General features: G+C 30.5%; 33 protein-coding genes. 1 reads left to right on the forward strand and 32 read right to left on the reverse strand.

The window, feature by feature from the left end; all coding sequences use genetic code 11:
• Positions 1-37: 37 nt before the first annotated feature.
• The 13 genes from J2Z80_RS05865 to surE all read right to left on the reverse strand — a co-directional run bounded on the left by J2Z80_RS05865 (position 38) and on the right by surE (position 11,133).
• On the reverse strand, positions 38-400 hold the full coding sequence (locus J2Z80_RS05865; protein ID WP_209453564.1) for a YlbF family regulator: 363 nt from the start codon (positions 398-400) through the stop codon (positions 38-40).
• Positions 393-1,808, reverse strand: coding sequence for a tRNA (N6-isopentenyl adenosine(37)-C2)-methylthiotransferase MiaB (gene miaB / locus J2Z80_RS05870; protein WP_209453565.1), 1,416 nt, complete (start codon positions 1,806-1,808; stop codon positions 393-395). Before miaB ends, J2Z80_RS05865 begins: the two co-directional genes overlap by 8 nt.
• 132 nt (positions 1,809-1,940) lie before the next feature.
• On the reverse strand, positions 1,941-2,708 hold the full coding sequence (locus J2Z80_RS05875) for a CheR family methyltransferase (protein WP_245301175.1): 768 nt from the start codon (positions 2,706-2,708) through the stop codon (positions 1,941-1,943).
• Positions 2,709-2,864: 156 nt separating this feature from the next.
• Complete coding sequence (gene speD, locus J2Z80_RS05880; protein WP_013297845.1) at positions 2,865-3,239, reverse strand: adenosylmethionine decarboxylase; 375 nt, start codon at positions 3,237-3,239, stop codon at positions 2,865-2,867.
• A gap of 106 nt (positions 3,240-3,345) precedes the next feature.
• Positions 3,346-4,434, reverse strand: coding sequence for a 30S ribosomal protein S1 (locus J2Z80_RS05885; RefSeq protein WP_209453566.1), 1,089 nt, complete (start codon positions 4,432-4,434; stop codon positions 3,346-3,348).
• Entirely contained in the window at positions 4,427-5,287 is an 861-nt protein-coding gene (locus tag J2Z80_RS05890; protein WP_209453567.1) for a 4-hydroxy-3-methylbut-2-enyl diphosphate reductase, read from the reverse strand. The genes J2Z80_RS05885 and J2Z80_RS05890 overlap by 8 nt, the downstream gene beginning before the upstream one ends.
• A gap of 9 nt (positions 5,288-5,296) precedes the next feature.
• A complete protein-coding gene (locus J2Z80_RS05895) occupies positions 5,297-5,875 on the reverse strand; it encodes a lysophospholipid acyltransferase family protein (protein ID WP_209453568.1) in 579 nt (192 codons plus the stop codon).
• A gap of 13 nt (positions 5,876-5,888) precedes the next feature.
• Entirely contained in the window at positions 5,889-6,881 is a 993-nt protein-coding gene (gene cmk, locus J2Z80_RS05900) for a (d)CMP kinase (protein ID WP_209453627.1), read from the reverse strand.
• Positions 6,882-6,949: 68 nt separating this feature from the next.
• Positions 6,950-7,414 carry a hypothetical protein gene (locus J2Z80_RS05905; RefSeq protein WP_209453569.1) on the reverse strand — a complete coding sequence of 155 codons (465 nt, stop codon included), beginning with the start codon at positions 7,412-7,414 and terminating at the stop codon, positions 6,950-6,952.
• Positions 7,415-7,485: 71 nt separating this feature from the next.
• Positions 7,486-8,703, reverse strand: coding sequence for a BaiN/RdsA family NAD(P)/FAD-dependent oxidoreductase (locus tag J2Z80_RS05910; RefSeq protein WP_209453570.1), 1,218 nt, complete (start codon positions 8,701-8,703; stop codon positions 7,486-7,488).
• A complete protein-coding gene (locus J2Z80_RS05915; RefSeq protein ID WP_209453571.1) occupies positions 8,700-9,323 on the reverse strand; it encodes a histidine phosphatase family protein in 624 nt (207 codons plus the stop codon). The genes J2Z80_RS05910 and J2Z80_RS05915 overlap by 4 nt, the downstream gene beginning before the upstream one ends.
• 58 nt (positions 9,324-9,381) lie before the next feature.
• Positions 9,382-10,245: a MurR/RpiR family transcriptional regulator gene (locus tag J2Z80_RS05920; protein ID WP_209453572.1), complete on the reverse strand. Its 864-nt coding sequence runs from the start codon at positions 10,243-10,245 to the stop codon at positions 9,382-9,384.
• Positions 10,246-10,380: 135 nt separating this feature from the next.
• On the reverse strand, positions 10,381-11,133 hold the full coding sequence (gene surE, locus J2Z80_RS05925) for a 5'/3'-nucleotidase SurE (RefSeq protein ID WP_209453573.1): 753 nt from the start codon (positions 11,131-11,133) through the stop codon (positions 10,381-10,383).
• Positions 11,134-11,231: 98 nt separating this feature from the next.
• Here surE and J2Z80_RS05930 point away from each other — a divergent pair, with 98 nt between their 5' ends.
• On the forward strand, positions 11,232-11,870 hold the full coding sequence (locus J2Z80_RS05930) for a hypothetical protein (protein ID WP_209453574.1): 639 nt from the start codon (positions 11,232-11,234) through the stop codon (positions 11,868-11,870).
• A 51-nt stretch (positions 11,871-11,921) separates the two neighbouring features.
• Here the strand turns inward: J2Z80_RS05930 and safA are convergent, their stop codons facing one another.
• The 19 genes from safA to J2Z80_RS06025 form a co-directional block, all read right to left on the reverse strand.
• On the reverse strand, positions 11,922-12,284 hold the full coding sequence (safA, locus tag J2Z80_RS05935) for a SafA/ExsA family spore coat assembly protein (RefSeq protein WP_209453575.1): 363 nt from the start codon (positions 12,282-12,284) through the stop codon (positions 11,922-11,924).
• A 131-nt stretch (positions 12,285-12,415) separates the two neighbouring features.
• Complete coding sequence (locus tag J2Z80_RS05940) at positions 12,416-13,810, reverse strand: oxaloacetate decarboxylase subunit alpha (protein WP_209453576.1); 1,395 nt, start codon at positions 13,808-13,810, stop codon at positions 12,416-12,418.
• Between the two features lie 127 nt (positions 13,811-13,937).
• Positions 13,938-14,771, reverse strand: a complete 834-nt coding sequence (gene speE / locus J2Z80_RS05945; protein ID WP_209453577.1) for a polyamine aminopropyltransferase — start codon at positions 14,769-14,771, stop codon at positions 13,938-13,940.
• Between the two features lie 24 nt (positions 14,772-14,795).
• A complete protein-coding gene (locus tag J2Z80_RS05950) occupies positions 14,796-15,170 on the reverse strand; it encodes a GNAT family N-acetyltransferase (RefSeq protein ID WP_209453578.1) in 375 nt (124 codons plus the stop codon).
• A gap of 17 nt (positions 15,171-15,187) precedes the next feature.
• Positions 15,188-15,895, reverse strand: a complete 708-nt coding sequence (locus J2Z80_RS05955; protein ID WP_209453579.1) for a pseudouridine synthase — start codon at positions 15,893-15,895, stop codon at positions 15,188-15,190.
• 100 nt (positions 15,896-15,995) lie between these two features.
• The gene (locus J2Z80_RS05960) at positions 15,996-17,279 is read right to left on the reverse strand and encodes an FAD-dependent oxidoreductase (RefSeq protein ID WP_209453580.1); all 1,284 of its coding nucleotides are present in this window, start codon (positions 17,277-17,279) and stop codon (positions 15,996-15,998) included.
• Entirely contained in the window at positions 17,272-18,240 is a 969-nt protein-coding gene (locus J2Z80_RS05965) for a sulfide/dihydroorotate dehydrogenase-like FAD/NAD-binding protein (protein WP_209453581.1), read from the reverse strand. Before J2Z80_RS05965 ends, J2Z80_RS05960 begins: the two co-directional genes overlap by 8 nt.
• Positions 18,241-18,339: 99 nt before the next feature.
• Complete coding sequence (locus tag J2Z80_RS05970) at positions 18,340-19,479, reverse strand: D-alanyl-D-alanine carboxypeptidase family protein (RefSeq protein ID WP_209453582.1); 1,140 nt, start codon at positions 19,477-19,479, stop codon at positions 18,340-18,342.
• Positions 19,480-19,534: 55 nt separating this feature from the next.
• Complete coding sequence (ytfJ, locus tag J2Z80_RS05975; RefSeq protein ID WP_209453583.1) at positions 19,535-19,984, reverse strand: GerW family sporulation protein; 450 nt, start codon at positions 19,982-19,984, stop codon at positions 19,535-19,537.
• A gap of 5 nt (positions 19,985-19,989) precedes the next feature.
• Positions 19,990-20,700, reverse strand: coding sequence for a DUF2953 domain-containing protein (locus J2Z80_RS05980; protein ID WP_209453584.1), 711 nt, complete (start codon positions 20,698-20,700; stop codon positions 19,990-19,992).
• A gap of 48 nt (positions 20,701-20,748) precedes the next feature.
• The gene (gene scpB / locus J2Z80_RS05985; protein WP_209453585.1) at positions 20,749-21,255 is read right to left on the reverse strand and encodes an SMC-Scp complex subunit ScpB; all 507 of its coding nucleotides are present in this window, start codon (positions 21,253-21,255) and stop codon (positions 20,749-20,751) included.
• Between the two features lie 4 nt (positions 21,256-21,259).
• Positions 21,260-21,970, reverse strand: a complete 711-nt coding sequence (locus tag J2Z80_RS05990) for a segregation and condensation protein A (RefSeq protein WP_209453586.1) — start codon at positions 21,968-21,970, stop codon at positions 21,260-21,262.
• Entirely contained in the window at positions 21,970-22,584 is a 615-nt protein-coding gene (locus J2Z80_RS05995; protein WP_209453587.1) for a site-2 protease family protein, read from the reverse strand. The genes J2Z80_RS05990 and J2Z80_RS05995 overlap by 1 nt, the downstream gene beginning before the upstream one ends.
• On the reverse strand, positions 22,581-23,747 hold the full coding sequence (locus J2Z80_RS06000; RefSeq protein ID WP_245301176.1) for a CCA tRNA nucleotidyltransferase: 1,167 nt from the start codon (positions 23,745-23,747) through the stop codon (positions 22,581-22,583). Before J2Z80_RS06000 ends, J2Z80_RS05995 begins: the two co-directional genes overlap by 4 nt.
• 128 nt (positions 23,748-23,875) lie before the next feature.
• The gene (gene spoVAE, locus J2Z80_RS06005; protein WP_094045116.1) at positions 23,876-24,232 is read right to left on the reverse strand and encodes a stage V sporulation protein AE; all 357 of its coding nucleotides are present in this window, start codon (positions 24,230-24,232) and stop codon (positions 23,876-23,878) included.
• Between the two features lie 12 nt (positions 24,233-24,244).
• Positions 24,245-25,258, reverse strand: coding sequence for a stage V sporulation protein AD (spoVAD, locus tag J2Z80_RS06010; RefSeq protein ID WP_209453588.1), 1,014 nt, complete (start codon positions 25,256-25,258; stop codon positions 24,245-24,247).
• A 13-nt stretch (positions 25,259-25,271) separates the two neighbouring features.
• Complete coding sequence (spoVAC, locus tag J2Z80_RS06015; protein WP_209453589.1) at positions 25,272-25,718, reverse strand: stage V sporulation protein AC; 447 nt, start codon at positions 25,716-25,718, stop codon at positions 25,272-25,274.
• Positions 25,719-25,763: 45 nt separating this feature from the next.
• On the reverse strand, positions 25,764-25,967 hold the full coding sequence (locus J2Z80_RS06020) for a dodecin family protein (protein ID WP_013297816.1): 204 nt from the start codon (positions 25,965-25,967) through the stop codon (positions 25,764-25,766).
• A complete protein-coding gene (locus J2Z80_RS06025) occupies positions 25,958-26,095 on the reverse strand; it encodes a hypothetical protein (protein WP_209453590.1) in 138 nt (45 codons plus the stop codon). The genes J2Z80_RS06020 and J2Z80_RS06025 overlap by 10 nt, the downstream gene beginning before the upstream one ends.
• Positions 26,096-26,152: the final 57 nt, after the last annotated feature.

Consider the following 26,152-nt stretch of genomic DNA (forward strand, 5'->3'; position numbering starts at 1 on the left):
CAACTACATAAAAAGATAAGCTCAAACAACATATTCATTATTTTATACAATGTCTAGAGCAATTGGCACAGGAATTAACATCACACTTAGGTAATGACCCATTTATATAATAATTCAATATACCATGTATCTCTTCTATTAATTTTTTAGAAGTCTCCTGTGCCTCTAACAATCTTTTATAGCTATCTAATTTTAAAAGTTTCTGTCTTAAATCGCTTGCTTCATTTTTATCGCCATTTTTTTTCAATTTTTTAATATCTTCAAGTAAAAATTGTGCTTCTTCATCATTTAAAAAGGCAATTTCCGCTTCACGCAAATCATTCAATATATCAGAATTTGCTAAAAGTCTGCCTAATTCTATTGCTTTCTCAATTATAGCTTCTTTATCACATTTACTCACTTATTAATTCTCCTTGCATAGTCCAAGCTTTTGTATCTATTATTTTTACATTAACAAACTTACCTATCAATTCAGGCTTGGCTTTAAAATGAACAATTTTATTTGTTCTCGTTCTTCCAGTTAATTTCTCACCATCTCTTTTGCTTGTACCTTCGACTAAAACTTCTACGATTTTCCCTTTCATTTCGTTATTTTTTTCAATGCTTATTGCATTTTGCAAATTAATTAATTCTTCTAGTCGCTTATGTTTGATGTCTTCATCGACTTGATTTGACATTTTTTCTGCAGGCGTACCTTTTCTTTTTGAATAAATAAATGTGTACGCTGAATCGTATCTTACTTCTTTTACAAGATCCAGTGTATCTTGAAAATCCTCATCTGTCTCGCCAGGAAAACCTACTATTATGTCTGTGGTTATAGCAATACCCGGTATGTTATCTCTTAACTTGTTAATGATTTCCAAATATCTTTCTCTTGTATATTTTCTATTCATTCTCTCTAGTATTTCATTGCTACCAGATTGAACTGGTAAATGCAGATGCTCACAAAGTTTGTCCAAATCCCTCATAGCAAAAATCAATTTGTCAGAAATATCTTTTGGGTGTGAAGTCATAAATCTTATTCTTTCTATGCCATCAATATCATTTATCATATATAAAAGATCAGCAAAATCTATTTTAGTAGGTAAATCATTGCCATAAGAATTTACATTTTGACCAAGCAGTGTTATTTCTTTAAATCCTTCATTAGCTAAAGATTGTATTTCATTTATAATATCATGAGGCTCTCTACTTTTTTCTCTTCCACGTACATAAGGCACTATGCAATATGTGCAAAAATTATTACACCCGTAAATAATATTTACCCATGCCTTTAAACCTTCTGCACGCCTTATGGGGATATCTTCTACAATACTTTTATTATCATCCCAAATGTCTATAATAGTAGTATCTGAATTCAATGATTCTTGTAAAAGCTCTGGAAATTTAAATAAATTATGTGTACCGAATACAATATCGATATATGGATAATCATTTTTTATAGCCTCAACAACTTCTTTTTCTTGCATCATACATCCACATATCCCTAATGTTATATTAGGCTTTCTCTGCTTTAGTTCTTTAAGCTGTGACACTCTTCCAAATATCCTTATTTCGGCATGTTCTCTGACACAACAAGTATTAAAGAGGATAACATCTGCATCCTCTAAATTATCAGTATGTGTGTACCCCATTTCAGTTAGCATACCTGCTAATTTTTCTGAATCATGAACATTCATTTGACAACCGTATGTTTCTATGTGAAACTTTGGATATCTATCTTTATTTAAAACAGCCATTTGATTTATTATCTCTTTTTGCTTTTTTATATCATCATCTGAGACTAGTATTTCTTTTCTTTCACTCATTAAATACGTACCTCCACTTAAATTAATCACAACAATATATTATATAACAATTAAAGGTTTATAAAAAATATTTTTGAGTATGAATCCATAATAATATTATACTATATTCTAAGTTTTATGTTAAATTCATAGCTATTTAGATATTTTTTTGTAAAAAAATGTCTTTAAAGGCGCAAAATTGTATTTAAACGGAAAAATAATTTGCTCTGTGCTACCAACAAAAAGAATGCCTTCATTACTGAGGCTTAAATAAAATTTTTTATATATGTCTTCTTTCGCTTTATCATTAAAATATATTAATACGTTTCTACATACAATCAAATCAGTATTTTCAGGAAATTTGTCTAGTAACAAGTTATGTTTTTTAAAAACAATATTTTTTCTCAATTCTTCAGAAATTATGTAGTTATTATCATTATAGCAAGAAAAATATTTTAAATATTCCTTAGGAATCTTTTCTATACTCTTATTACTATATATTCCTTTTTTAGCCTTTTCTAACACAGCATCATCTATATCAGTCGCAATAATATTCACTTGGTTTAGATCAATAAAATCTGAAATTATCATTGCAAGACTATAAGCTTCTTCACCTGTTGAACATGCAGCACTCCAAATTCTCATATTTTTTTTGATTATTTTGGGAAGTATTTCGTTCTTAAGTATCATCCATTGATCAAAATTCCTAAAAAATTCTGTTACATTTATCGTAATATATTTTAAAAATTCTTTATAAACTCTTATATCTTTAGTAAGTCTATCATAAAAAATATCATAACTTTGACAATTATTATTTGCTATAAATGAATCTATCCTTCTTTTCATCTGTTTTTCTTTATAAAGTGATAAATCTATACCAGTTAAATTAAATATCTTTAGTAAAAATTCGTCATAATTCAAAATAAGCACACCTCCAAGTGTTCACATCATGATAAAAAAAGTGGCTAAACTTAGCCACTTAAATGATGTAAAGGGGGTCTCAATGTATTTTGTGAGGTTCATTAATATTATTAACACATTAAATATTAAATATACATAAAAATAAATTTTATAAAATTACATATTTACAACTTTGACAGGTTGCTCGAAAACCCCTCTTTTTACCTCAGTAGCGGTCATATTCTTTGCCTTTAGCATTTTCGTTAAATAATTACATGCATTCCATGGATTTACATTATTTCCACACGTAAACACATCAACGGCTGCATATCCTAGTTCCGGCCAAGTATGAATTGTTATATGTGATTCTGAAATAACTACAACTCCACTAACGCCCTGGGGGCTGAATTTATGGAAAGCAACTTCACGAACTTCAGCACCTGCTTCAATAGCTGCTTTTACCATTATGTCTTCTATTAATTCACAATCATCAAGAACATTTTCATCGCAACCATAAATCTCTGCCAATATGTGGCGACCCAAAGCATTCATTCTATTATCTTGCCTCCTCGTATTTAAAAGTACGGATATTCAATAAGATAAATTTTATCAGATTTTTTTCTTTTGTCAAGGTATTTTACATAACACCCATAAATAATTATTTTATACTTTGAAGTATATCTTTTATAGAAACATTCAAGTCTTCTCTTTCTAATTCATAGGATTCGTTACTTCTATCGATTTCTCTTAGACTCATTCTTTTATTATTAACATCAATATTCAATATTTCAACCGAAATATTTTCCCCAATTCTATATTCTTTAATATTTTTTAATAAATCGCTTTTGTGTACAAGACCTTCTACCCCATCGCTAATATCTACAAATATGCCGAAGGTTGTTATGTTTACTATTTTGCCCAAGATGACGTCGCCAACTTTAATTTTTATACTAATAGTTGTCCAAGGATCAGGAATAAGTTTCCTCAAACTTAATGTAATTTTTTCTTTATCTATTTTTTCAACATATACATCTACTTTTTCGCCAATATTCAATATATCATTTATATTTTTGTTTCTGCTCCATGAAATTTCACTTAAAGGTATCAGTCCATCTATACCACCTATATCTATAAATGCACCAAATTTAGCTATAGATTTTACTACACCTTGAATTACTTGTCCTTCTTGTAAAGTTTTCAACAATTCCTCTTTCTCTTTTAACTTTTCCTTTTCTAATACAACTTTTTGAGATACTATCAACTTTTTATTCGGTATATAATCTATAATTTTTACTTTAACATTTTTCCCTAGATAATCGTTTAAGTCATTTACATAATGTATATCAAGCTGTGAAGCAGGTATAAATGCTTTTACACCTAAAATATCAGCTAATACTCCGCCTTTAATTACTTCTATGATTTTCCCACTTAAAATATCACCATTTTTATAAACTGTATCTAGTTTTTCTTCTGCTAATTCTGTATCTGCTTTAACCTTTGATGCTAATACATCACCGTTTTCATCTTCTCTTTTAACTATGTAAAGATCAATCTCATCTCCTACCTTAAAAAAGCTGTTAATATCTAAATTTGGATCTATTGACAATTGATCTTTAGGAACATATGCATCGGCCTTATAATTAATATCCGCTATTATCCCATCACTAAGTATTTTTATAATTTTACCTTTAACAATGTCTCCTGTATGAATTAGATTAAAAGAATATTCATCCATAAAATCATTCATTAGTATCTTCCTTTCTATTAGTTGCTATTTTATTTATCACGTCTTGTATTAAATAATCGGGCGTTGAAGCACCTGCAGTAATACCTACAATATCATTATCATTAAAAATACTTAAATCAATTTCATCAGCGTTTTCTATCTGAATAGTTCTATTACAATTCTTTTCGCATATTCTTTTTAATTTTTGAGTATTCGAACTGTTTTTTCCACCGATAACGATCATTACATTAACTTTTTTAGATATCTCTTCAGCAGATGATTGCCTTTTGTTTGTAGCATCACATATTGTATTAAATGATACCAATTTATTAACTTTAAGTTTTAATGCATTCAAACTATCTTCCCATGTTTTTTGTGTTATCGTTGTCTGTGCAACAACACAAGCCTTATCAATATACGGTAGCAATTGAACATCATTCACTGATTCTATTACATAGGCTGAATTGTCACACCATCCATTTACTCCTACTACTTCTGGATGATTTTTATCACCTATTATAACGATAGTATAACCTTTTTTATGATAACCATTTACTATTTTTTGGACTCGCTTTACAAAGGGACAAGTCATATCAACTAATTCAATTTTTTTCTCTTTTAAATCTTTATATGTTTTCTCTGGTATACCATGAGTTCTAATAATTATTCTATCATTTTCTTTTAAATTATCAATTCCATCTATTGTTTTTATTCCCTTATCTTCTAAATCCCTTACTACTTGTGGATTGTGTATAAGTTCCCCATAAGTATATGTCCGTCTATTATCATCTCGATTTATTTGATCATACGCTACTTTTACGGCTCTTTTTACACCAAAGCAAAACCCTGCATTATCTGCTATTAATATTTTCATTATATCCTCCTAGATCAATTTAGAAATTTCAATCATAATCTTCTCACCTATATTTGCCATATCTTGAGACGTCAAATGAACATTTTGATATTCATCAAAATAAATAGGCTTACCTATTTTTATCACAACTTTCGAAAACAGTTTATATGATGACTTTATTCCAATTGGCAAAACAGGTGCATTACCTTTAACTGATAACAATGATACACCTGGCTCTGCTTTTTGAAGTTTTCCTGTTTTACTCCTTGTACCCTCAGGAAAAATTCCTACAACATGTCCATTTTTCAAGTGTTTTAATGCTATTTTGATAGCAGTTAAATCTGATGTACCCCTTTTTACTGGGAATGCACCTAATCCATTGCTTAAAACAAATTTAAAAATAGGATTTTTAAAAAGCTCGGCTTTTGCCATAAAAAATATTCTTCGTGTAAAAACTGCTCCAATAATAGGTGGATCCAGAAAACTTATATGATTTGGGCAAATAATTATAGGCCCATCTTTAGGAATATTCTCATAACCTTCAACTTCTATCCTGAAAATTACATTTATAATAAAGAGAACAATGTATTTTGCGATATAATAAAACATCAGTTGTCCCCCTTTATTTACTAACAATAATATCATACATTTTACAAACAACTTCTTCTATCGTCATGTCTGATGTATTAATTACAATAGAATCATCAGATTTTTTTAATGGAGCAACATCTCTTTCCATATCAATTTTATCTCTTTTTTTAATGTCCCTTAATATATCATCATAACTAACGGAAATTTTTTTCTCTACTAATTCATTATATCTCCGCATTGCTCTTACCTCAGCACTGGCTGTTAAAAAAAATTTAAATTGTGCATCAGGCATCACAACTGTTGCTATGTCTCTTCCATCCATTATAACGCTACCATTGTTCGCCAATTGTCTCTGCAAATTTACCATTATTTCCCTTACTTCAGGTATCTTAGAAATTAATGACACTTTCTCTGAAACAATCGGGGTTCTTATTTCATTTGAAATGTCTATACCATCCAACAATACTCTATCATTTTCTAATTTAATATCAATTTTGGAAGCCAATTCTACAATTTTATCTTTATTGTTTATGTCAATATCATTAATGATAGACTTATATGTCAAAGCTCTGTACATCGCACCTGTATCTATATATGTAAAATTAAGTTTTTCAGCTAGCTTTTTAGCAACTGTACTCTTTCCCGCGCCGGCTGGACCATCAATAGCAACTTTTATATTCAATAAATCCGGCCTTAACAATTTTGCATTTTTTAAATACAAATGCTTAACCTTCTTATCATCATTACAATTAATAAATACAATAACTCGAATACATTTTTTAAGACTACCTGAAACGTCCATTTCTTGAAAGCACATCATAGGAATATCAGTAATTCCATGGTGCCTTAATGCTTCGGCTGGATATGCAGAATTAATATCTTTTGTGGCACTAAAAAATATTGATACAACATCATTAGGTTTAATTTCGTTACAGCGAAAGATCTCATCTATAAGATTAATTGTATCTTTAAAAATGTCTTCTCTTGTATTTTCAGTCGTTATTGCGCCTCTAATTGCTTTTATAAGACATCATACTCCTTTCTTTTATCTTCTTTTTATAATTATATAGTAAAAATGATGTTATAACAACATCATTTTAACCTCACACGCCCAACAACTTCGATATCCCCATTAACTTTTACTACTGCAGTTCTTTGCGGTTCTATTACATTGTCACTTGAATCAGCAACTTTAATATACATAGTTTGTTTATATTTTGTTCCATCGATTTCTATCAACTCTCCCTGTTTAATGCTAATATCCACAGATTTATTTTTAAAGCTATACTTCGGATCACCATTTATAAGCACATATGCATTCGGTGCTTTTTCCATATTAACTAGTTCTAATTTCAGTGTACCATCCTTTGATAAATACGTATTGATATTAATGCCTTCTATTTTTTCCGTTGAATTTAAAAAGACCCTGATATTATCATTTAACATAAGTACCTGCGTAATTATTACTGTTAAAAAACCAGCTATGACAAAAAAAGCTATTAAATTATCGAAGCTGATAAAATACACATGCCCTGATTTTCTTATTCTTTTCCCCATAGTAATCCTCCTTATGCATTTTTATATATTTTATGCAAAATATATAAAAAAATGCGAAAGGAGTTCTTATATTAAGAATTTATTCCAGCTAGATAACCGGTTGAAAAAGATATTTGAAGATTATATCCACCTGTTAACGCATCAACATCAATTATCTCACCAGCAAAAAATAATCCTCTAATTAAACGAGATTCCATTGTCTTAGGATTTATCTCTTTTGTACTTACTCCTCCAGAAGTAATAATAGCTTCTTTTATAGGTCTCTTCGAAATTATATGAAATGAAAGTTCTTTTATAGTATTTACCAAGGCATTTCTTTCTATCTTGGATACTTCCGAAACCTTTTTATCCGGATTAATACCGATTTCTTTAATAACATATGGAATTAAGGAACGTGGTAGCAAATCATTTAAAGAATTCTTAAATTCTTTCTTCAAATACTTTTTAAAATCTCTTTGTATTCTTTCATTAAGTTTCTCATATGTTAAAGCCGGCTTTAAATCCAATTTTATAACAACATTACTTTTATTAATATTCTTAATATAACTGCTTAATGTTAATATGACAGGTCCGGACAATCCAAAATGCGTAAAAAGCATTTCTCCAAATTCTTCTTTTACAAACTTATCATTTACATACAATTTTGCATTAATATTTTTAAGTGATAACCCCATCATTCCACTTACATCTTCTGCAGTTACAAGTGGGACTAAGGCAGGATGAGGATCTATAATTGTATGTCCTAACTTTCTTACTATATCATATCCATCTCCTGTAGATCCTGTTGATGGATATGACAATCCGCCAGTTGATAAAATTATGCTATCGCAATATTCCTTTTTCCCATTTACAACTATACCCAACACTTGCGAACCATCAGATAAAATGTCAGTAACTCTGGCATTGTAATGAATATCTATTTGATTCGACTTTATCAGTTTTAAAAACACATCTAAGACATCTTTTGACCTATCTGAAACAGGAAAAACTCTTCCTCCTCTTTCAACTTTAGTCATAAGACCATTCTTATTTAAAAATTCAATCAAATCACTATTTGAAAATCTATTCAATGCGCTATAGAGAAATTTACCATTAGTTGGAGTGTTTTCTATAAATTCTTTTATTGTTGCGGTGTTAGTTATATTGCACCTGCCTTTGCCTGTTATCAACAGCTTCTTGCCAGGTCTATCATTTTTTTCAAATATAGTTACCTTATTACCTTTAATAGAGCTCATCAATGCAGCCATCATTCCTGCCGCACCACAGCCAATAACAAATACTTTTTTCAATTATTCTCGCTCCTTAAGTGACACGTATCATTCAACAGTACAAGCACACAATTGCCATCGTCTTTTATGTCTACTATATTTAAAGCTGTATTGTCCTGCCTTATTTTAGGATAAAAACTCAAATCTAAACCCAATAATCCTAAAATAAGAGCCTTTATAGATGTGCCATGTGAAACAATTAATATATTTTTATTTTTATATTGTTCCACTATTTTATACGTCATGTTTAATATTCGCTTTTGAACAGCTTCCAGGGTTTCTGCTCCATCAATTATGGCTTTAGAAGGGTTTGTCCTCCATGTATGATATAAATCTTTATACAACTTTTCTATTTCATCAATTGTAAGGCCTTCCCATACGCCAAAAGATAATTCTCTAAATTCCTGTATTTTTATTACATCTAAGTCAAATTCTTTTGCGACTAAAGATGCTGTTTTATACGCCCTATCTAAATCACTTGAAAATATTATATCTATTTTTTCGTGTTTTAATCTCTGTGAAAGTAAATAAGCTTGTTTTACTCCTTCGTCAGTAAGATCAACATTACTAATGCCCTGAATCTTTTTTAATTTATTCCAAGACGTTTCACCATGTCTTACGATAAATAAACGTGTAGACATTTATACCCTCCTAAAAATAATTAAATGCCTCATAGGCATTTCATATAAAATGCAGATTTTAAGCATTTTTCGATAAATAAATTTCGTATTCGTTCCAGATATTTTCTAGCTTTTCAAACGTATCTGTTATTTTATCTTTTTCTCTTATACCAACAGAAACAATAAGTGCATTTATTAAGCTTAATGGAGCTACTAACGAATCAACAAAAGATGCCATATTGCTTTTTGCTAACAATATTTCGTCTGCAATTTCTGTAAGCGGAGATATGAGGCTGTCAGTTATCGCAACTATTTTAGCGTTTTGTGATTTAGCGTATTTCAACACTTCCAGTGTTCTCTTTGAATACCTAGGAAACCCAATTCCAATCACCAAATCATTAGAATCTACGCGAAGCATTTGCTCAAAAACGTCAGATATTCCTGGTTTTACTAATATCACATTTTCAAGTATCAAATTTAAATAAAACCCTAAATATTCAGCTATTGCAGTGGAACTTCTAAAACCAATAATATATATCTTTTTTGCTTTAAAAATATTATCAACAATTTCTTTGAATGAATTTTTATCTATTTCTTCCTTTGTCTCCTTGATATTTTCAATATCGGACTTTAACACATTATTTAAAATAGAAATTTCGTCAGTTTCATCTGTCATCTCAAGCCTTTGAACAGTAGTCAATTTGTTTTTTATTAATTCTTGCAAAGCGCTTTGTAACTCAGGATAACCGTCATACCCCAAAGTATTTGCAAATCTTACAACAGTAGATTCACTGATATTAATACTATTACCCAACTTTGCTGCTGTCATAAAAGCAGCTTTATCATAATGATTTATTATGTATTCTGCTATAATTTTTTGGCTTTTGCTTAATTGAGAATAGTTATTTTGTATTCTCTTTATTATATCTAAATTTTTATCCATCGTTTATGTCCTTTCTATTACTGGTTTAATCATTTTTCTATTTATATAAAATATTCTATATGCAATTAAAAATTCCTGCAATCGATGAATAAAAAATGCTAATGATATTTTTGATAAATTTCTTGCATCAAAATATTAAATTTGTATATCCCAGCTTTTTAAAGTATCAATTAGACTATACATTGTCAAATCAAACTGTATTGGAGTAATAGAAATAAAACCACTTTTCACAGCTACTATATCACTATCTTCTTCGTTAATATTTTCTAAAACTTTTCCAGCAAGCCAGTAATATTCTCTTCCATGGGGATCTATTCTTCTTGTAAAATTCTCAATATAATTTCTATATCCTAATTTTGTAATTTTGACACCACTATAATTATCACTTATATTTGGTATGTTGACATTTAATAGTGCATTTTTCGGTAATCCATTTTTAGCAACGCTTTTAATGAGTTTTTTAATAAATAATAGGGCTTTATCTGTTATATCTGAACCTGCTTCTAAAGATATTGCAATAGAAGAAAAGCCATTTATTGAACCTTCCATTGCAGCTGATACTGTTCCAGAATATAATATATCCGTACCTAAGTTAAAGCCATCATTTATACCAGAAACAATGATATCCGGCTTATCTTCCATAACAACATCTATTCCTAGTTTCACACAATCTGATGGTGTTCCATTTGCATGAAATATTTTTAAACTTTCTTCATCTTTAATTTTTTTTATTCTTAATGGCTTATGCATTGTTATAGCATGTCCTACAGCACTCCTTTCCCTATCAGGTGCAATAACAACTACATTGTAGCTTCCTTTTAAAATATCAGCTAATTTATTTATGCCTGGAGATAGAACGCCATCGTCATTTGTTAATAAAATATTCATAAATATCCTCCCAATTAATATATTCTCACAGTTCACATTGAATTGAATAATTAATTTGATTTTAATATAAAATTAATATATAAGCAAGGAGTGATATTGTGATACAAATTGACGATGCAGGAAGCGGAAGTTTAGTTGGCGGGACATGTATAGGTGTTATGAGAGTTGAAACGAACGAATACCACTATGATATAATCCCACTAGAATGTTACACAAAGGATAATTTCAGCAATAAGCTGTATATGAAAAAAGCGACTGAAATTGCAATAAAATATTTAAATATGATGAACGTAGGTAAAAAAGAAGAAATATGTGTTTGCAGAGGCTACATGTTTGACTGCTTAAGAGATTATTTAAAAACTAATGGATATAATTATAAAAGCACAAAAATATTGAATCCTCTACAAGACAAAATTGAAAAAACTTTTGAAGATTACGCTTTATCATTGGGGCTTTCTAAAAGATTTCTGAGCTATACTAAATATCCGTTTCATTTTCACAGATTATTAAAATGGGTATATGCAGATTATTATAATAGATATAAATTATGCAAAACAGGTTGGAAAAGCTTTATAAAATATGGCTCACTTGAAATTGATGAATCCTATTCAGAACTTAAAAAAAGTAAAAATCTTTACTGTCTTAAATGCGGTAATAAAATAGATATTGGACCTGTTAAGATAATTAAATTTAAAAGCAATTATTTAAATGTCATCTATCTACATGTAAATTGTTAAGATACTACGCAATTGCATAGTATCTTAACATGATTCTCATATTATATATTTTTACCAGCAATGATAAGGTATGCAAATTTGTTGGCCCGGATATATTAAGTTTGGATTTGGAATTTGTGGGTTTGCTCTAATCAAGCAGTCTAATGGAATGCCATACATATTAGCTATTGTCCACATTGTATCTCCTGGCCTTACTATATACATTTCTCTACAATGTCTTTCTGGTGGGCAAAATGCTGGTATACAAATTTGCTGACCTGGATATATTAAGTTTGGATTTGGAATTTGTGGGTTTGCTCTAATCAAGCAGTCTAATGGAATGCCATACATATTAGCTATTGTCCACATTGAATCTCCTGGCCTTACTATATACGTTGTTCTACAGTGTACATGGTGATATTGTGGATCAGACATTTTTAAAAACCCCCTTTCATTTTTCTAATACATGTTATGTTTAATTTAAAATTATGTTACATCATCCTATTTTTGAATATTGAAAATTACATAAAAAAACTATAGGCCTTTAACCTATAGCTTATAATTTTTTATATTGGATATGTTTTTTCCTCCATATTTACTAATGTTGAATCAATTTGATACTTTTTAGCTTGCCTATATTCGAAAAAATTCTTAGCGACTTGCGGAAATAGTGCATATGATAAAACATCTTCTTCCTGCTCTAAATATTCCTTTATTTCATTTCTAATTTTATCTAATTGAGGACTAAGTAAATCAGCTGGTCTTTTTGTTATAATTTCTTCATCTCCAATTATTTTCTTACGTATCTCATAGGAAATTGGCACTGGGGGTTTCCCATACAAGCCTTTAACATAATCTTTTATTTCTTTGGGTACAATTTTATATCTTTCACCTGTAACTACATTTAAAACAGCTTGTGTCCCTACCATTTGACTCATTGGTGTAACAAGTGGTGGATAACCTAAATCTTGCCTCACTTGTGGAACTTCTTTTAATACTTCATTATATTTATCAAGAGCATTTTGTTGTTTTAATTGTAAAATCAAGTTTGATAACATCCCGCCTGGGATTTGACTCTCAAGTGCAGTGGCATCAACACTCATAAGTAATGATAAGTCACTTCCATTTGTATGATGTTCTTTTACTTTCTTAAAATAGTCTGCAATTTCAGACAACACTTTTAAATTTAATCCCGTGTCATATTTTGTGTCTTTCAAAGCTGCTACAATCGCTTCTGTAGCTGGTTGAGATGTTCCCAAAGCAAGAGGAGATATTGCAGTATCAACAACGTCAACACCAGCTTCTATTGCTTTTAAATATGTCATTGACGCCAATCCTGCTGTACAATGACTATGTAATTGAATGGGTATGCGAATTGCCTTTTTAAAAGATTTAATCAAATCATATGCAACATAAGGTGACAATATTCCAGACATGTCTTTAATGCATATTGAATCTGCTCCCAAGTCTTGAAAAGATTTCGCAACTTTTAAATAATGTTCTGTATTATGAACAGGACTTATTGTATATACAATAGCTGCCTGCACATGTGCACCTGCACTTTTAGCCGCTTTAATAGGTACCTCTAGATTCCTAACATCATTTAATGCATCAAAAATTCTAATAATATCAATGCCATTTTCAACAGATTTTATTATAAACTCATTGACAATATCGTCAGGATAATGTTTATAACCTAATAAATTCTGCCCTCTTAAAAGCATTTGAAGTGGTGTCTTCTTTATTGCTTTTTTTAGTAGTCTCAATCTCTCCCAAGGATCTTCATCAAGAAATCTCATACAAGCATCAAAAGTAGCCCCACCCCATGCCTCAAGTGAAAAATATCCAACCTCATCAAGTTTTTCAGCAATAGGAAGCATTTCATCTGTAGTCATTCTAGTTGCTAGTAGAGATTGATGGGCATCCCTTAAAACTGTTTCTGTAATCTTTATCTTAAACATGAAAACTCCTCCTTTATGTTATATTATACTATCATCTAACTTAGATTTCTATAAAAAAATAAGACCAAGTATTAAAAACTGGTCTCATTTTTTATGCAGGAACTATCACATCTATATTGCCAAAAAGCTATGCCTCCTCAAAAATATCCTTTAAAAATTTAGGCAATACAAAACTAGATTTATGCAATTCTGGCGTATAGTATTTTGTCTCAATCTCAGGTATATTATTCACATCAACTGCTTCAGGATCGTATTTTTTTGATCCCATTGTAAATGTCCATAAGTGTCCTGGATACGTAGGTATAGTACAGATATATGGCTTTACTATTGGATAGATTTTTTTAAACATCTTGCTTAATTTATTTATTAAACTGCCATAAATAAATGGTGATTCTGTCTGTGCTACTATTATTCCATCATCTCTAAGACAGTCATATACAGACCTATAAAAATCTTCAGTAAACAAGCCAACTGCAGGTCCTATTGGATCTGTTGAATCTACGATTACAACATCAAATTCATTTTTATGTTCATTTACATACTTTATTCCATCGCCAATCATAACTTCAACTTTTTTATCATTTAATCCATAGCTTATTGAGGGTAAATATTTTTTCGAATTTTCTACAACCCGCTCGTCTATTTCAGCAAGAACAATTCTCTCTACTGTATTATGTTTTAAAATTTCTTTTACAGCTCCGCCATCACCTCCACCTACAATCAACACATTTTTTGGATTTTTGTGTGTAAAAAGCGGAACATGGACAATCATTTCATGATACACAAATTCATCTTTTTCAGTTGTTTGCAGTATACCATCTAATACTAAAACTCTTCCATAGAATTCAGATTCTATAACGTCTAACTTTTGATATTTAGTTTCCTCCGAATTCAATGTCTTTTTTATTTTAAGTGAATAGCCAATACAATCATTGTGATGTTCAGTAAACCATAGTTCCATTAGACATTCCTCCTAAATTATTATCTATTTAAATAATTCATCAATATCAATTGTTAATCCATTGTTAGACTTTTTAAAGCCATTTTTTATATAAAATTCATCATAGTCAGAATAATAAATATATGCCTTTTTTATTCCAAAATCATATATGTTGTTTAAAGCTACCTTCAAAAGCATAGTTCCATAGCCTTTCATTTGATAATCTGGCAATACAGCATGTCCAACTATTTTTGCAATATTATTGTTTACCTCGATACAAATGTAACCGAATGGTTTTTCCTCAACTGCCACCATACAAATACATCTATTCATATCACATGAAAATGGCATTCCAAAATACTTGGCAATTTCCTCCATAAATTTCATATCATCTGTTGATGCAAACTTTATTCTAAACATATCACATCTTTCTCTCTTTATAGGTTTTTTAAATATTGAACTTCTTCACCAGTTAAATAGCGCCACTGCCCTACTTTTAAATTCCCTAGTTCTAGATTTCCTATCTTAATCCTTTTTAATGTTATAACAGGATGACCTATCATTTCACACATTCTTCTAATCTGCCTGTTGCGTCCTTCGTGTATAACTATTTTTACAAGAGCATCATTATTTATTTTTTTTAATATTTCAATCTTAGCCTTTGCCGTTAAACGACTATCTAATACTAGTCCATTTCTAAATCTATCCAGATCTTTATCATCAGGTATGCCTCTTATTTTAGCAATATAAACTTTATCAATTTCGCGTTTAGGATGCATAAGTTTATTTGCTATATCTCCATCATTTGTTAACAAAAGTAATCCCGAAGTATTGTAATCTAAACGTCCTACTGGATATATTCTATCTTTAATTTTAATTATATCAAGAACTGATGGCCTTCCAAATTGATCTTTAACTGTTGTTATAAATCCAGTCGGTTTATTTAACATAATGTAAATATTGTGTTGAACTTTTTCAACTACTCTGCCATTATATTCAACAATGTCCTTATCTGGATCAATTTTAATGCCAAGATTTTTTATAATAATGCCATTAACTTTGATTTTTCCATCAAGAATTAATTGCTCACATTTTCTTCTCGATGCAATCCCACATTCGGCTAAATACTTTTGCAATCTTTCCATAATAATTATTACACCTTAATTATTGATATACCAACTTAACGTTTATAATATAACATTTTTTTTACTAAAATACAATATATTAAGCGAGCATAAGGCTCGCTTAGACTAATTTTTCATCATATATTCCTATTAGATTGTCTCTTTCTATTTTTTCTTTAATCGCATTTGTATCAGTTGTATATAATCCTAATGATTTCATTCGTTCAAAATATTTGCCTCCTGCAAAAGTATAGCGATTTTTTAACCCTTCTTTAGTCCCAATACATTCATTTTCATATGCGATGAGATCACCAGACACCAAATTCCTTGGCAGCTCAAGTAAAGGCATGCCAAGCGATAATCTAACGCTGTTGTGGCCAGCCAAGCAACCAGTCACCATAGCCTCAGTATGACCGGTAAACAGCCCTGATTTTTCTCCTGCGCATAGCAAATTATCTAATCCCTTAACTTTCATACTGTTATTTCTTGGAGCAATAGATAAATATCTGATAGAATTAGCCTTTCCTCCTGAATATGGATCTTCAAATCTAGCTCTTTCAAGTCCCGGTATTTTTCTCAGCTTTTCCAGAGGATAGAATGGCGTCATCAATTTAGCATGACCTGTATCTAACAATACAACATTTTCTGCATATTCAGGAAGTGCATATTGCTGACACACTTTTAATTTTAATTTGTCCATATTAACATCTTCTTCAGGAACAGGTAATACTACAACACCGTCTTTATCAAGTTTTTCTCTAATTTCATCACTTAATGAATCCTTGTTTAGCTTACAAGAACCACTAAATGCACCATATACTTCATCAGATCTCATTCCCAAAATATCATCAATACCTGCTCTATAGCTTATACTAATCCTCGGTCCAAATGATGGACATCTTAATATGCACATAGAACAGCCATTGCCATATCTTAAACAATTCCCCATAGGACCTGTCGAGCCTGTAGTTTCAATAAAAACATCTCCATATTCAACTGAATCATCAGCTAAAACTATTCCTTTGATTTTTGTATTGCTTTCCATTATTACATCTGTTGCTCTAGATATAAATTTAATATTAACTCCCTTACTTAAAAGCATATTTCTTATTGCAGGCTCTACTTTTGTAATATCATATAAGTTTGCGTGCTTATGTCCTGGAAAATCAACATTTGTATGTCTAGCACACATATCAGTTATTTCAATTAACTCATGTCCGCCAAGGTATTTTATTTCTTCCGCTGCTGTATATCTTCCGTTATTTCTCATAATTCCGCCAACAAGCCCACACCCTAAAAGCATATCGGTCTTTTCAAGCAGTACAACATCTGCTCCAGCTTTTCTTGCTGTGAGAGCTGCTGCGCATCCTGCCCAACCGCCGCCAATAACAACAACTTTAAGCATACAAAATTCTCCTTTCGATTGCCCTTTTTGCATCAAATTGTACTTTGCAAGATCTTACTTTTTGTCCATCTATTTGAACTTCGCAACTGCCACAGATTCCTTCTCCACAACATATTGTATTGTTATTTGATACTGCAAGATAAGCCTCATTGTTATATAAATCCATATAATTCAATATATTAAGATGTTGTTCATCAGAGCCTCCACTATATATCAATTTCAGATCATTGTCTGCAATAGCATTCTTCAAAATTTCCTGCCCTTCAGCACTTAAAATATCTGTTGTTATTATATTTAAATTAAGCTGATCCAGGTATTGGCTTATGAAAAATTGTCCTGTTTTACCCTTATCAATTATTACTGTGATTTTATTGTTATTTCTGTACAATTTATTAATAACAATAACACCTGGTGCCTGTGCAATTCCTCTCAATATTACTAAGCATTTTGAGTTTTTAAGGCCTTTTATATACTTATGTCCAAATAATCCATTCCAATAAGGCCCCCTAATACATACCCTTTTTTCACTTAAGTTAATTAAACTTGTTTTGGGACCATTAATTTGGATTGCTACTTTTACAAAACCATTAATTTCATCCGCATACATTATAGACATAGGAGTATCAAAAAATGATGGACTTAACTCGTTTCTTAAAAAAACATATGAGCCTGGTTCGTTCAAATCCCTAGCCATTTTGTTAGGCACAGATAATGTTAATATAAATAAATTTTCATTTATCTTTTGTTTGTCTATAATATTTGAAACAATTGTATCTCTTTTTGCTTTAGCCTTCCATTTTGCCCAAACAAATTCTTGAAATACACATACACCTTTCCAATTACAGTCACAAAATTTTTTGCCTTGTAACTGAGAACACACTATGCATTCATTTAATTCTGCCAAGTAGCAAGGGCAATAATCACTGCCAATATCAATACATTCAAGCCTTGGACTTGCCATTACACCATCTCCTAAAGAAAGATTTCACATATTTATGGTATTCTCAAATAAAAAAATGGTTACAAAAAAACTCTTAGCAAGATGCTAAGAGTTTTCAGATTAAAAGATATTTATCCAGTTTTTAATTATTGTTTTTAGATTATAGTTATAATCCCTTTTATCAATTGTTTTTCCTGCAACTATATCTATCGTACCCATTTGTTTATCATTTAATAATACTTTGGCTATTCCAACTTTTTCACCTACACCTATAGGTGCCTTCATTGATTTAGGGATACTGTATTCAACTTTTATGTTTAAAATCTCTTCTTTTGAAACGGGCAACGTAAAATCATCGTTGTACTGAAGCGATAAATATTTCCCTTTGCCATTGATAACAATTATTGTTTTTGCTACCTGATATTTCGAAATAATTTTTAATGGCTTGTACTTTTCAAAAGAATAATCTAAAATCTTTTGTGAATCTTCCCACATAGGACCGCTATTTAGAACAACAGATATAAGCCTGTGACCATCTCTAGTTGCTGAGGCAACGAGACATCTGCCGGCCTTATTAGTAAATCCTGTTTTTACACCATCCCCACCTTCATATTGCCAAAGCATTTTATTTTTATTTCTAAGATATCTGTCGTAATCTCGCCCACTCCAAGGTATCGTCTTTTCTTTGGTCGATACTATTTCTGCAAATTTACTGTAATTATTAAAAGCATACCTTGTAATCAAAGCTAAATCATAAGCAGTTGTATAATGATTGTTGATTCCAATATCAAGACCTGATGGCGTAACAAAATTCGTATTATATGCACCAATATCTCTTGCTTTTTTATTCATCATCTCCGCAAATTTTTCTACACTACCGCCAATATGTTCAGCAATAGCAGTTGCAGCATCATTTCCAGAATTAAGCATTAAACCATACAATAAATCTATAAGTGGAAGTTTTTCACCTGGAGCAAGCCAAATTGAAGACCCTCCTACACTAGCCGCTCTTTTACTGACAGTTACAATATCGTTTAAATTTCCATATTCTAATGCTATCAGTAGAGTCATAATTTTAGTAGTGCTTGCCATAGGAAGTTTTTCATTTATGTTTTTTTCGTACAAAACTCTCCCAGATTTCTGATCCATAACAATCGCAGCCTTCGCTGCAATTTGCGGAGGGTCTATACTTTCTGCTTTTACGTTTATTGGGGTCATAAGGAAAGTAAAAATTAGTAAAAATAAAAGTGTCTTTTTCATCACTGTCCTCCTTGAACGTTAATACCTCACATTATGACCCACATTTCAATTAACATTAATCTACATTATTTGTTACTGTTATCGGCGTTGATTTTTTATTCGTTTTGTTCTTATTAAAAACATTTTGTAGCTCTTCCATCAATTTAGGTGCTAAATCAATAATTCTTTCAACCATTGCATTTTGATTGACAGGTAAAAGCCTTATCTGGCCTTGTCCTACAACCATAAAAGCAACAGGTTGCAATGAAACGCCTGCACCACTACCACCACCAAATGGCATTTTTGATTCTTGATTATTCTGCTGATTTTGTTCCTTATCCTTATTTTGTGTCATTTGAAATTCTCCACCACCAGCCGCAAATCCGAAAGTCACTCTTGAAATAGGAATAATAACAGTTCCATCTGGTGCTTCAACTGCATCACCTACTATAGTGTTAACATCTATCATGTCTTTCAGACTTTCCATTGTGGTTTTCATTAACCCTTCTATTGGATGATCACTCATCCTGATCACCTCCACTTAAAATTCTTAATAAATTTTATACTATTAACTATAATATTACCATATCTAAAATCTAATATGCAATTAAAATTGCTTTCAAAAATATTTCTTCCAAAATATGGACTTATTGATATAGAAGGCTTATTTAAAAATCTAATATTGCAATAGATAGGAACAAATATGGTATAAACCATACTATTAATTATCCCATATAAAATAGACGTTAAAGCTGCATCATTAAAACCTTCTTTTATATTTAAATTAAATATTCGAATTACTATAGATTTTTTTATATTTAAACTGGTTTCATAGATAACTTTCTTATTTGAGTAAAACAGATTCGACATTCTATATATATCGTGAAAACTAAACATTTTTTTATCTTCAACTTTTTTGGGGAATTTTAAAAAAAACGCTTTGTGTATTTTATATTTTATAACTGGCTTTTTATCTTTAATTGTCAAATTAGCTGCATCAACCATCATGCTAAGTACTTTTATTCCAAATATTTTTAATAACATTTCCATCTTATCATTTTCATCAATTCTTTTATAATTAATATCGAAAAAGCCTATCCTAATAAATCGCAAGATATATATGTATATATTTAAAATAAAATTGCTGCCGTAATTGTTAAAACATATTTTAATCGTTATAGGTAAAGTATATATCACTATAATAATTAAAATTATAATTAGCAATATGTAGAAAGAAAACATCAATTCACCTTCTCTGTTTTATTGTTTTCAATAAGTAAAATAAAAATACTATATGACATCGTCTAATGGTGGTAAATCTTTTAAGGAAGGTAAATTAAAGTACTTTAAAAAATCATCTGTAGTAGAATAAAGTATAGCTCTACCAGGAGCATTTACTCTTCCGTTTTCTTTGATTAAATTAAATTCCAGAAGAGTATTAATTGCCTTCTCGCACTTTACACCTCTTATTTTCTCAATATCTATTCTTGTAATAGGTTGATTGTACGCAATTATCGATAAAACCTCTAATGCAGCTTGAGAAAGACCTTGTTTTATGTCAAGTCCTAATGCTTTTTTTATATATTCTGCATACTTTTCATTTGAGCACATAGCTAAAGAATCATCGATCATAACAACATCTATTCCTCTATTATTAGAGACATAACTGTCTTTTAATCTATAAAATGATTCCTTAACATCATCTGCAGAAACATTCAAGACATTACTCAATGTATTTATCTTTACTGGTCGTCCTGCAGCAAATAAGATTGACTCAATTATATAATCTATGTCCATTTTTTCACCTCTTTAGTTTTTTTATAATAATATCTCCAAATATTTTCTTTTGTTCTGCTACAACTTTGTTTAATTTAATAAGTTCCAAAAGTGCCATAAATGAAACTACTTTTTCCACCTTATGTCGATTAAATACGAAATCGCTAAATTTCATAATTGGTGTAACTATTAAATTTTTAAGAAATTCCTTAATTTTATCTTCGACAGTAAATTGGTCTTTTGCATATTTAATTGGAATTACATCGCTATTTGACCTTTTCAAAATCTTGATATAAGCTTTCTTTAAATCATCAGCAGAGTAATTAAGTAATAATGATTTATCAATATATTTTATTTCAGGTTCTTCTTTAAAAAACCTAAGCCCATAGACATTTGAAGTTTTTAATTTATTTGCGATAACCTTATACTTTTTATATTCAATTAACCTTTCTACAAGTATTTCTCTAGGATCTACATCATCTAACTCCAATTGCTTACCTTCAGGCTGAGCTTTTGGCAGAAGCATACTAGATTTTATCTCAAGTAATGTTGCTGCCATCAAGATAAATTCAGTAGCTATATCTAAATCCATTTCTTGCATTGCATTTAAGTATTCCATGTATTGTTCAAATACACTGGCTATAGGAATGTCCTTAATGTCTATTTCGTTCTTCTCTATTAGATGAAACAAAAGATCAAATGGACCTTCAAAAGTTTCAATTTTCACATTGTACATTATCCCACTCCAAACGGAAATAAAATTATTGTAGAAATTACCCTGTCCAAACCCACCATCACCGGTGTCATTACAATATTTATTATCCCAGTAAATAGTAGCAAAAGTAATGCAATCTGTCCATATTGTTCATACTGTGAAAAAACATATGCTTCTCTTTGTGGAAGAAGACTCCATAAAACTTTTGACCCGTCCAATGGTGGAACAGGAATTATATTAAATACTGCAAAAACCAAATTGTACTGATATAATACGTTTAAAAAAAGTCCAACTATTGGTACATTGTAAAAATAAACCATTAAAATTCGCGTTATAAATGCCAGAAAAACATTTGAGAGAGGTCCTGCCAAAGAAACATACAAAACTCCTTTTTTTCTATCTTTAAAATAATAAGGATTTATCGGTACAGGCTTTGCCCATCCAAAATATATTACAAATAACATTAGTAATCCCAAAGGATCTATGTGTGCAAGTGGATTTAATGTCAATCTGCCATTTTGCCTAGGAGTTGGGTCACCAAGTTTATCAGCTACATATCCATGACTAAACTCATGAAAACTCATAGCAATTATCAAGGCCGGTATTCTTATTAAATAACTTAATATTATATTCATATTTTTTCACCTCGCTTAACTTTTTCCACATACTGTTTTAGTCGTTCAAATTCATCTTCTTTGTTTATTATTTTCCCGCATAATTTATCATAATAAATTTTTTCTAATATTTTTTTGTATACAGGTGATGGCTCAAGTCCTAACTCTTTTATGGCATCACCATTTACTTCTAACTTTAAAGATCTAATCACTTCAAAATACCTATCAACAATTTTTTTAATATTTTCACCTTCCATAGTATATATCGCATTTATTGCCTCGATCTTTTTGTCTTTAAATAAATTGTACACTGCTATATCATCTTTTAAAGTGTATAAATTCATTTTAATCTCAATAAGATCTGATAATCCCTTAGAATATTGACGTCTAAAATTAAATTTTTCATTCAAATAATCTAAATCATCCTTTTTAACATTATAAAAAAACAAAAGAAATCTGTATAACAAGACATCCCCATATCTTGCATATGTATTCAAATTTTTAATATTAATGTCTATTCCTTTAAATATTTTTTTGTCAATTTCATAATATTTCATCAATTTCACAATGGTTTCAGGATTTTTCTCGCTTAAAATCAAATAAATCTCATTCATAATCCTATCTGCTGAAAGATTGTCAATATCACCATTAGCAATCGATTGTTTTAGCAAAAGTTCAGTATGTTCTTCTAATTTAAAATCTAATCTAACGCTGTATCTTAACGCTCTAAATATCCTTGTTGGGTCATCATTAAAACTTTTATCATGTACAACTCTAATCAATTTATTTTTAATATCATCCAGACCATTGCATAAATCAATTATCATGCCTTCTTTTATATCAAATGCCAGCATATTAATAGTAAAATCTCTTCTTTTGATATCCTCAACTATATCCGCCAATTCTACATCAGGCAAAATTCCAGAATGAGCATAATACTCCTTCCTTGCTGAAACTACATCAAATGTGTATTTGTCAGCTTGTATTTTTGCCGTTTTAAATTTCTCATGTATTTCAATTTTCCCATTTAAAATTTTGCTTAACATTAATGCATATCTTATTCCATCACCTTCAACTGTAATGTCTATATCATTGCTTTCTAAATTCAGAATCTCATCTCTAATATATCCTCCAACTATATAAGATTTGACACCCATTTTACACGATATTTTTTTAAGTATCAAAAGTATATCCTTATCTATATAAAAACCCCTCTTTCCACAATTATACTTAAATTATTATATCATATTTAGATAAAAAAATAAGCATAATCATTAGAATTATGCTAACGAATAAATTATACATGTTTAACTTATTTCTTTGTTTTTGGATTAAATATTATTGAAAATAAATAGCCAAAAAAAACTGCTGCCGAAATACCTCCAGCCGTCGCTGTCAATCCTCCTGTAAAAGCACCTATAATCCCGTCTTTTTTTACTGCTTTAATCGCACCCTGTGCTAGCGAATTTCCAAAGCCTAAAAGTGGTACAGTTGCACCTGCGCCACCGAAATCTATTAATTTTTTATATATTCCGAAACCACCTAGTATAGCACCAAGTGTTACATAAAGAACTAAAATCCTTGCAGGCGTTAACTTCGTCTTGTCTATCAGTATTTGAGCAATAACGCATATTAATCCCCCAACAACGAAAGCACGTATATAATCCATTATACCAGCCTCCTATGTGTATCTTGAAATAGTAACAGCATGTGCTATACCAGGTATTGACTCTCCTTGCTGTGTACTTGTGGGGGACAATAGCGCACCTGTTGCTATAAACAAAACTCTGTTATAAGTTCCATTTTTAATCTGACTCAACAGCCATCCATTTAAAACAACTGCCGAACATCCAGCTCCACTACCACCAGAATGCACATCCTGAGATTCATCGTATATTTCTATTCCACAGTCCTTATATTTATCTTCTATATTTAAACCTTCTTTATTGAGTAGCTCCATTAAAATGCTTTTTCCCACTCTTGCCATATCACCTGTTATTATTAAATCATAATCGTTTATAGTAAAACCAGTATCGTTAAAATGTGTTATTATGGTATCGGCTGCAGCAGGTGCCATCGCAGCGCCCATATTATTAGCATCTTTCATCCCTAAATCCACAACTTTTCCAGTAGTAACATGTGTTATATATGGACCACTGCCAGTAGAAGATAACAGTGATGAGCCTGAACCTGTCACTGTCCACTGTGCCGTAAATGGCCTTTGTACACCTTGCTCCAAAGGAAATCTATATTGCCTTTCTGCAGTAGAAAAATGACTTGATGTTGTTACAATTACATAATCTGCAAAACCTCCGTCTATTACCATAGAACCTATTGACAGTCCTTCTGCCATTGTAGAACAAGCTCCATACAAACCAAATGTTGCTACATTAAATTGCCTTGCAGCAAAACTAGAAGTGATTATTTGATTTAGCAGATCTCCTCCTATTAAATAATCTATATTGTTAATATTTAAACTTGCTTTTTTTAAAGCTAGATTAACTGAATCCTGAAACATTTTACACTCTGCTTTTTCCCAACTCTTTTCACCATAAGTATCATCGGTTAAAATCATATCAAAATAGTCTTTTAAAGGTCCTTGCCCTTCTTTAGGACCTACAATAGTACCTGAAGATATTATAGATGGCGGATTTACAAATTTGACAGTTTGCGAACCCATTTTCTTTTGCGCCATAGTTTATCACCCTTTATTTCAGAAAATAATACACAAGTCCTACAATAATTGATGTTCCAACGCCATATACAATTACTGGTCCAGCTATATTAAACATTCTAGAAGCAACGCCAAATACAAATCCCTCTCTTTTAAACTCCATCGCTGGCGCAACAATTGAATTTGCAAAGCCTGTTATAGGCACAACAGAGCCTGCGCCTGCAAAGCGCCCAATATCATCGTAAATGCCTATTCCTGTTAAAAATGAACCTAAAAAAACCATTATGATCGCAACAGGAGTACTTGCTTGTTCAAGACTCATGCCACGTGAGACAAACAAATTGAGAAAAAATTGACCAATGTCACATATTAATCCCCCTACAACAAAAGCCCATATAATATTTTTTATCAATGTTGGCTTAGGTTCATATTTTTGGGCAATATCTTTGTATTCCTGTTGTTTTTTAACATCCTTCTCCATTGCTACACCTCCATTTAGTGGGCACCTTGTATGGTTGCCCACTGTTTATCTATCCACTCTAAATGCTATTTGTATATTAGCTTTATATTCAACAATTTTGCCGTTCTTTACATTGGCAGTTTGGTTTAACACTTCTATTCCTGAAATATTGTCAACCGTCTTTGCCGCTTCTGCAACTGCATTTTGTATAGCATCATCCCAACTTTTTGTTGAATCTCCAACTACATTTAAGATTTTTACTACAGCCATTTTAATTCCTCCTTTAAATAAACTAATATTGCACTATCAGGTACTTTTTTTGTTGTATTATATTTTAAAAAGTAAAATGCAGATAGTGTTAAAAAAGCAATTGAAATTATTATTATAAACTTCTTCATTTGTAACACCTCAACACAATAATATTATGTGAAAATATATATTTTTTAATACAAAAA

It is taken from the genome of Thermoanaerobacterium butyriciformans (assembly GCF_017874545.1).
Classification (GTDB): domain Bacteria; phylum Bacillota; class Thermoanaerobacteria; order Thermoanaerobacterales; family Thermoanaerobacteraceae; genus Thermoanaerobacterium; species Thermoanaerobacterium butyriciformans.

Coding starts and splice junctions, on each gene's coding strand:
- J2Z80_RS05955 (WP_209453579.1), bottom strand. CDS start 15,895: ATGGAAAGATTGCAAAAGTATTTAGCCGAATGTGGGATTGCATCGAGA.
- surE (WP_209453573.1), bottom strand. CDS start 11,133: ATGAATATTTTATTAACAAATGACGATGGCGTTCTATCTCCAGGCATA.
- spoVAE (WP_094045116.1), bottom strand. CDS start 24,232: ATGGATTATATACGTGCTTTCGTTGTTGGGGGATTAATATGCGTTATT.
- J2Z80_RS05960 (WP_209453580.1), bottom strand. CDS start 17,279: ATGCTTAAAGTTGTTGTTATTGGCGGCGGTTGGGCAGGATGCGCAGCA.
- J2Z80_RS05990 (WP_209453586.1), bottom strand. CDS start 21,970: ATGTACAATGTGAAAATTGAAACTTTTGAAGGTCCATTTGATCTTTTG.
- J2Z80_RS05940 (WP_209453576.1), bottom strand. CDS start 13,810: ATGTTTAAGATAAAGATTACAGAAACAGTTTTAAGGGATGCCCATCAA.
- J2Z80_RS06025 (WP_209453590.1), bottom strand. CDS start 26,095: ATGAAGAAGTTTATAATAATAATTTCAATTGCTTTTTTAACACTATCT.
- spoVAD (WP_209453588.1), bottom strand. CDS start 25,258: ATGGCGCAAAAGAAAATGGGTTCGCAAACTGTCAAATTTGTAAATCCG.
- J2Z80_RS06020 (WP_013297816.1), bottom strand. CDS start 25,967: ATGGCTGTAGTAAAAATCTTAAATGTAGTTGGAGATTCAACAAAAAGT.
- scpB (WP_209453585.1), bottom strand. CDS start 21,255: ATGGACATAGATTATATAATTGAGTCAATCTTATTTGCTGCAGGACGA.
- speE (WP_209453577.1), bottom strand. CDS start 14,771: ATGGAACTATGGTTTACTGAACATCACAATGATTGTATTGGCTATTCA.
- J2Z80_RS05905 (WP_209453569.1), bottom strand. CDS start 7,414: ATGGGGAAAAGAATAAGAAAATCAGGGCATGTGTATTTTATCAGCTTC.
- miaB (WP_209453565.1), bottom strand. CDS start 1,808: ATGAGTGAAAGAAAAGAAATACTAGTCTCAGATGATGATATAAAAAAG.
- J2Z80_RS05885 (WP_209453566.1), bottom strand. CDS start 4,434: ATGAATGATTTTATGGATGAATATTCTTTTAATCTAATTCATACAGGA.
- spoVAC (WP_209453589.1), bottom strand. CDS start 25,718: ATGGAGAAGGATGTTAAAAAACAACAGGAATACAAAGATATTGCCCAA.
- J2Z80_RS05970 (WP_209453582.1), bottom strand. CDS start 19,479: ATGAAAAAGACACTTTTATTTTTACTAATTTTTACTTTCCTTATGACC.
- J2Z80_RS05965 (WP_209453581.1), bottom strand. CDS start 18,240: ATGGCAAGTCCAAGGCTTGAATGTATTGATATTGGCAGTGATTATTGC.
- J2Z80_RS05915 (WP_209453571.1), bottom strand. CDS start 9,323: ATGTCTACACGTTTATTTATCGTAAGACATGGTGAAACGTCTTGGAAT.
- ytfJ (WP_209453583.1), bottom strand. CDS start 19,984: ATGAGTGATCATCCAATAGAAGGGTTAATGAAAACCACAATGGAAAGT.
- J2Z80_RS05920 (WP_209453572.1), bottom strand. CDS start 10,245: ATGGATAAAAATTTAGATATAATAAAGAGAATACAAAATAACTATTCT.
- J2Z80_RS05890 (WP_209453567.1), bottom strand. CDS start 5,287: ATGAAAATATTAATAGCAGATAATGCAGGGTTTTGCTTTGGTGTAAAA.
- J2Z80_RS05895 (WP_209453568.1), bottom strand. CDS start 5,875: ATGTTTTATTATATCGCAAAATACATTGTTCTCTTTATTATAAATGTA.
- J2Z80_RS05950 (WP_209453578.1), bottom strand. CDS start 15,170: ATGTTTAGAATAAAGTTTGCATCAACAGATGATATGAAATTTATGGAG.
- J2Z80_RS05995 (WP_209453587.1), bottom strand. CDS start 22,584: ATGAATATAATATTAAGTTATTTAATAAGAATACCGGCCTTGATAATT.
- J2Z80_RS05980 (WP_209453584.1), bottom strand. CDS start 20,700: ATGTTTTCTTTCTACATATTGCTAATTATAATTTTAATTATTATAGTG.
- speD (WP_013297845.1), bottom strand. CDS start 3,239: ATGAATGCTTTGGGTCGCCACATATTGGCAGAGATTTATGGTTGCGAT.
- safA (WP_209453575.1), bottom strand. CDS start 12,284: ATGTCTGATCCACAATATCACCATGTACACTGTAGAACAACGTATATA.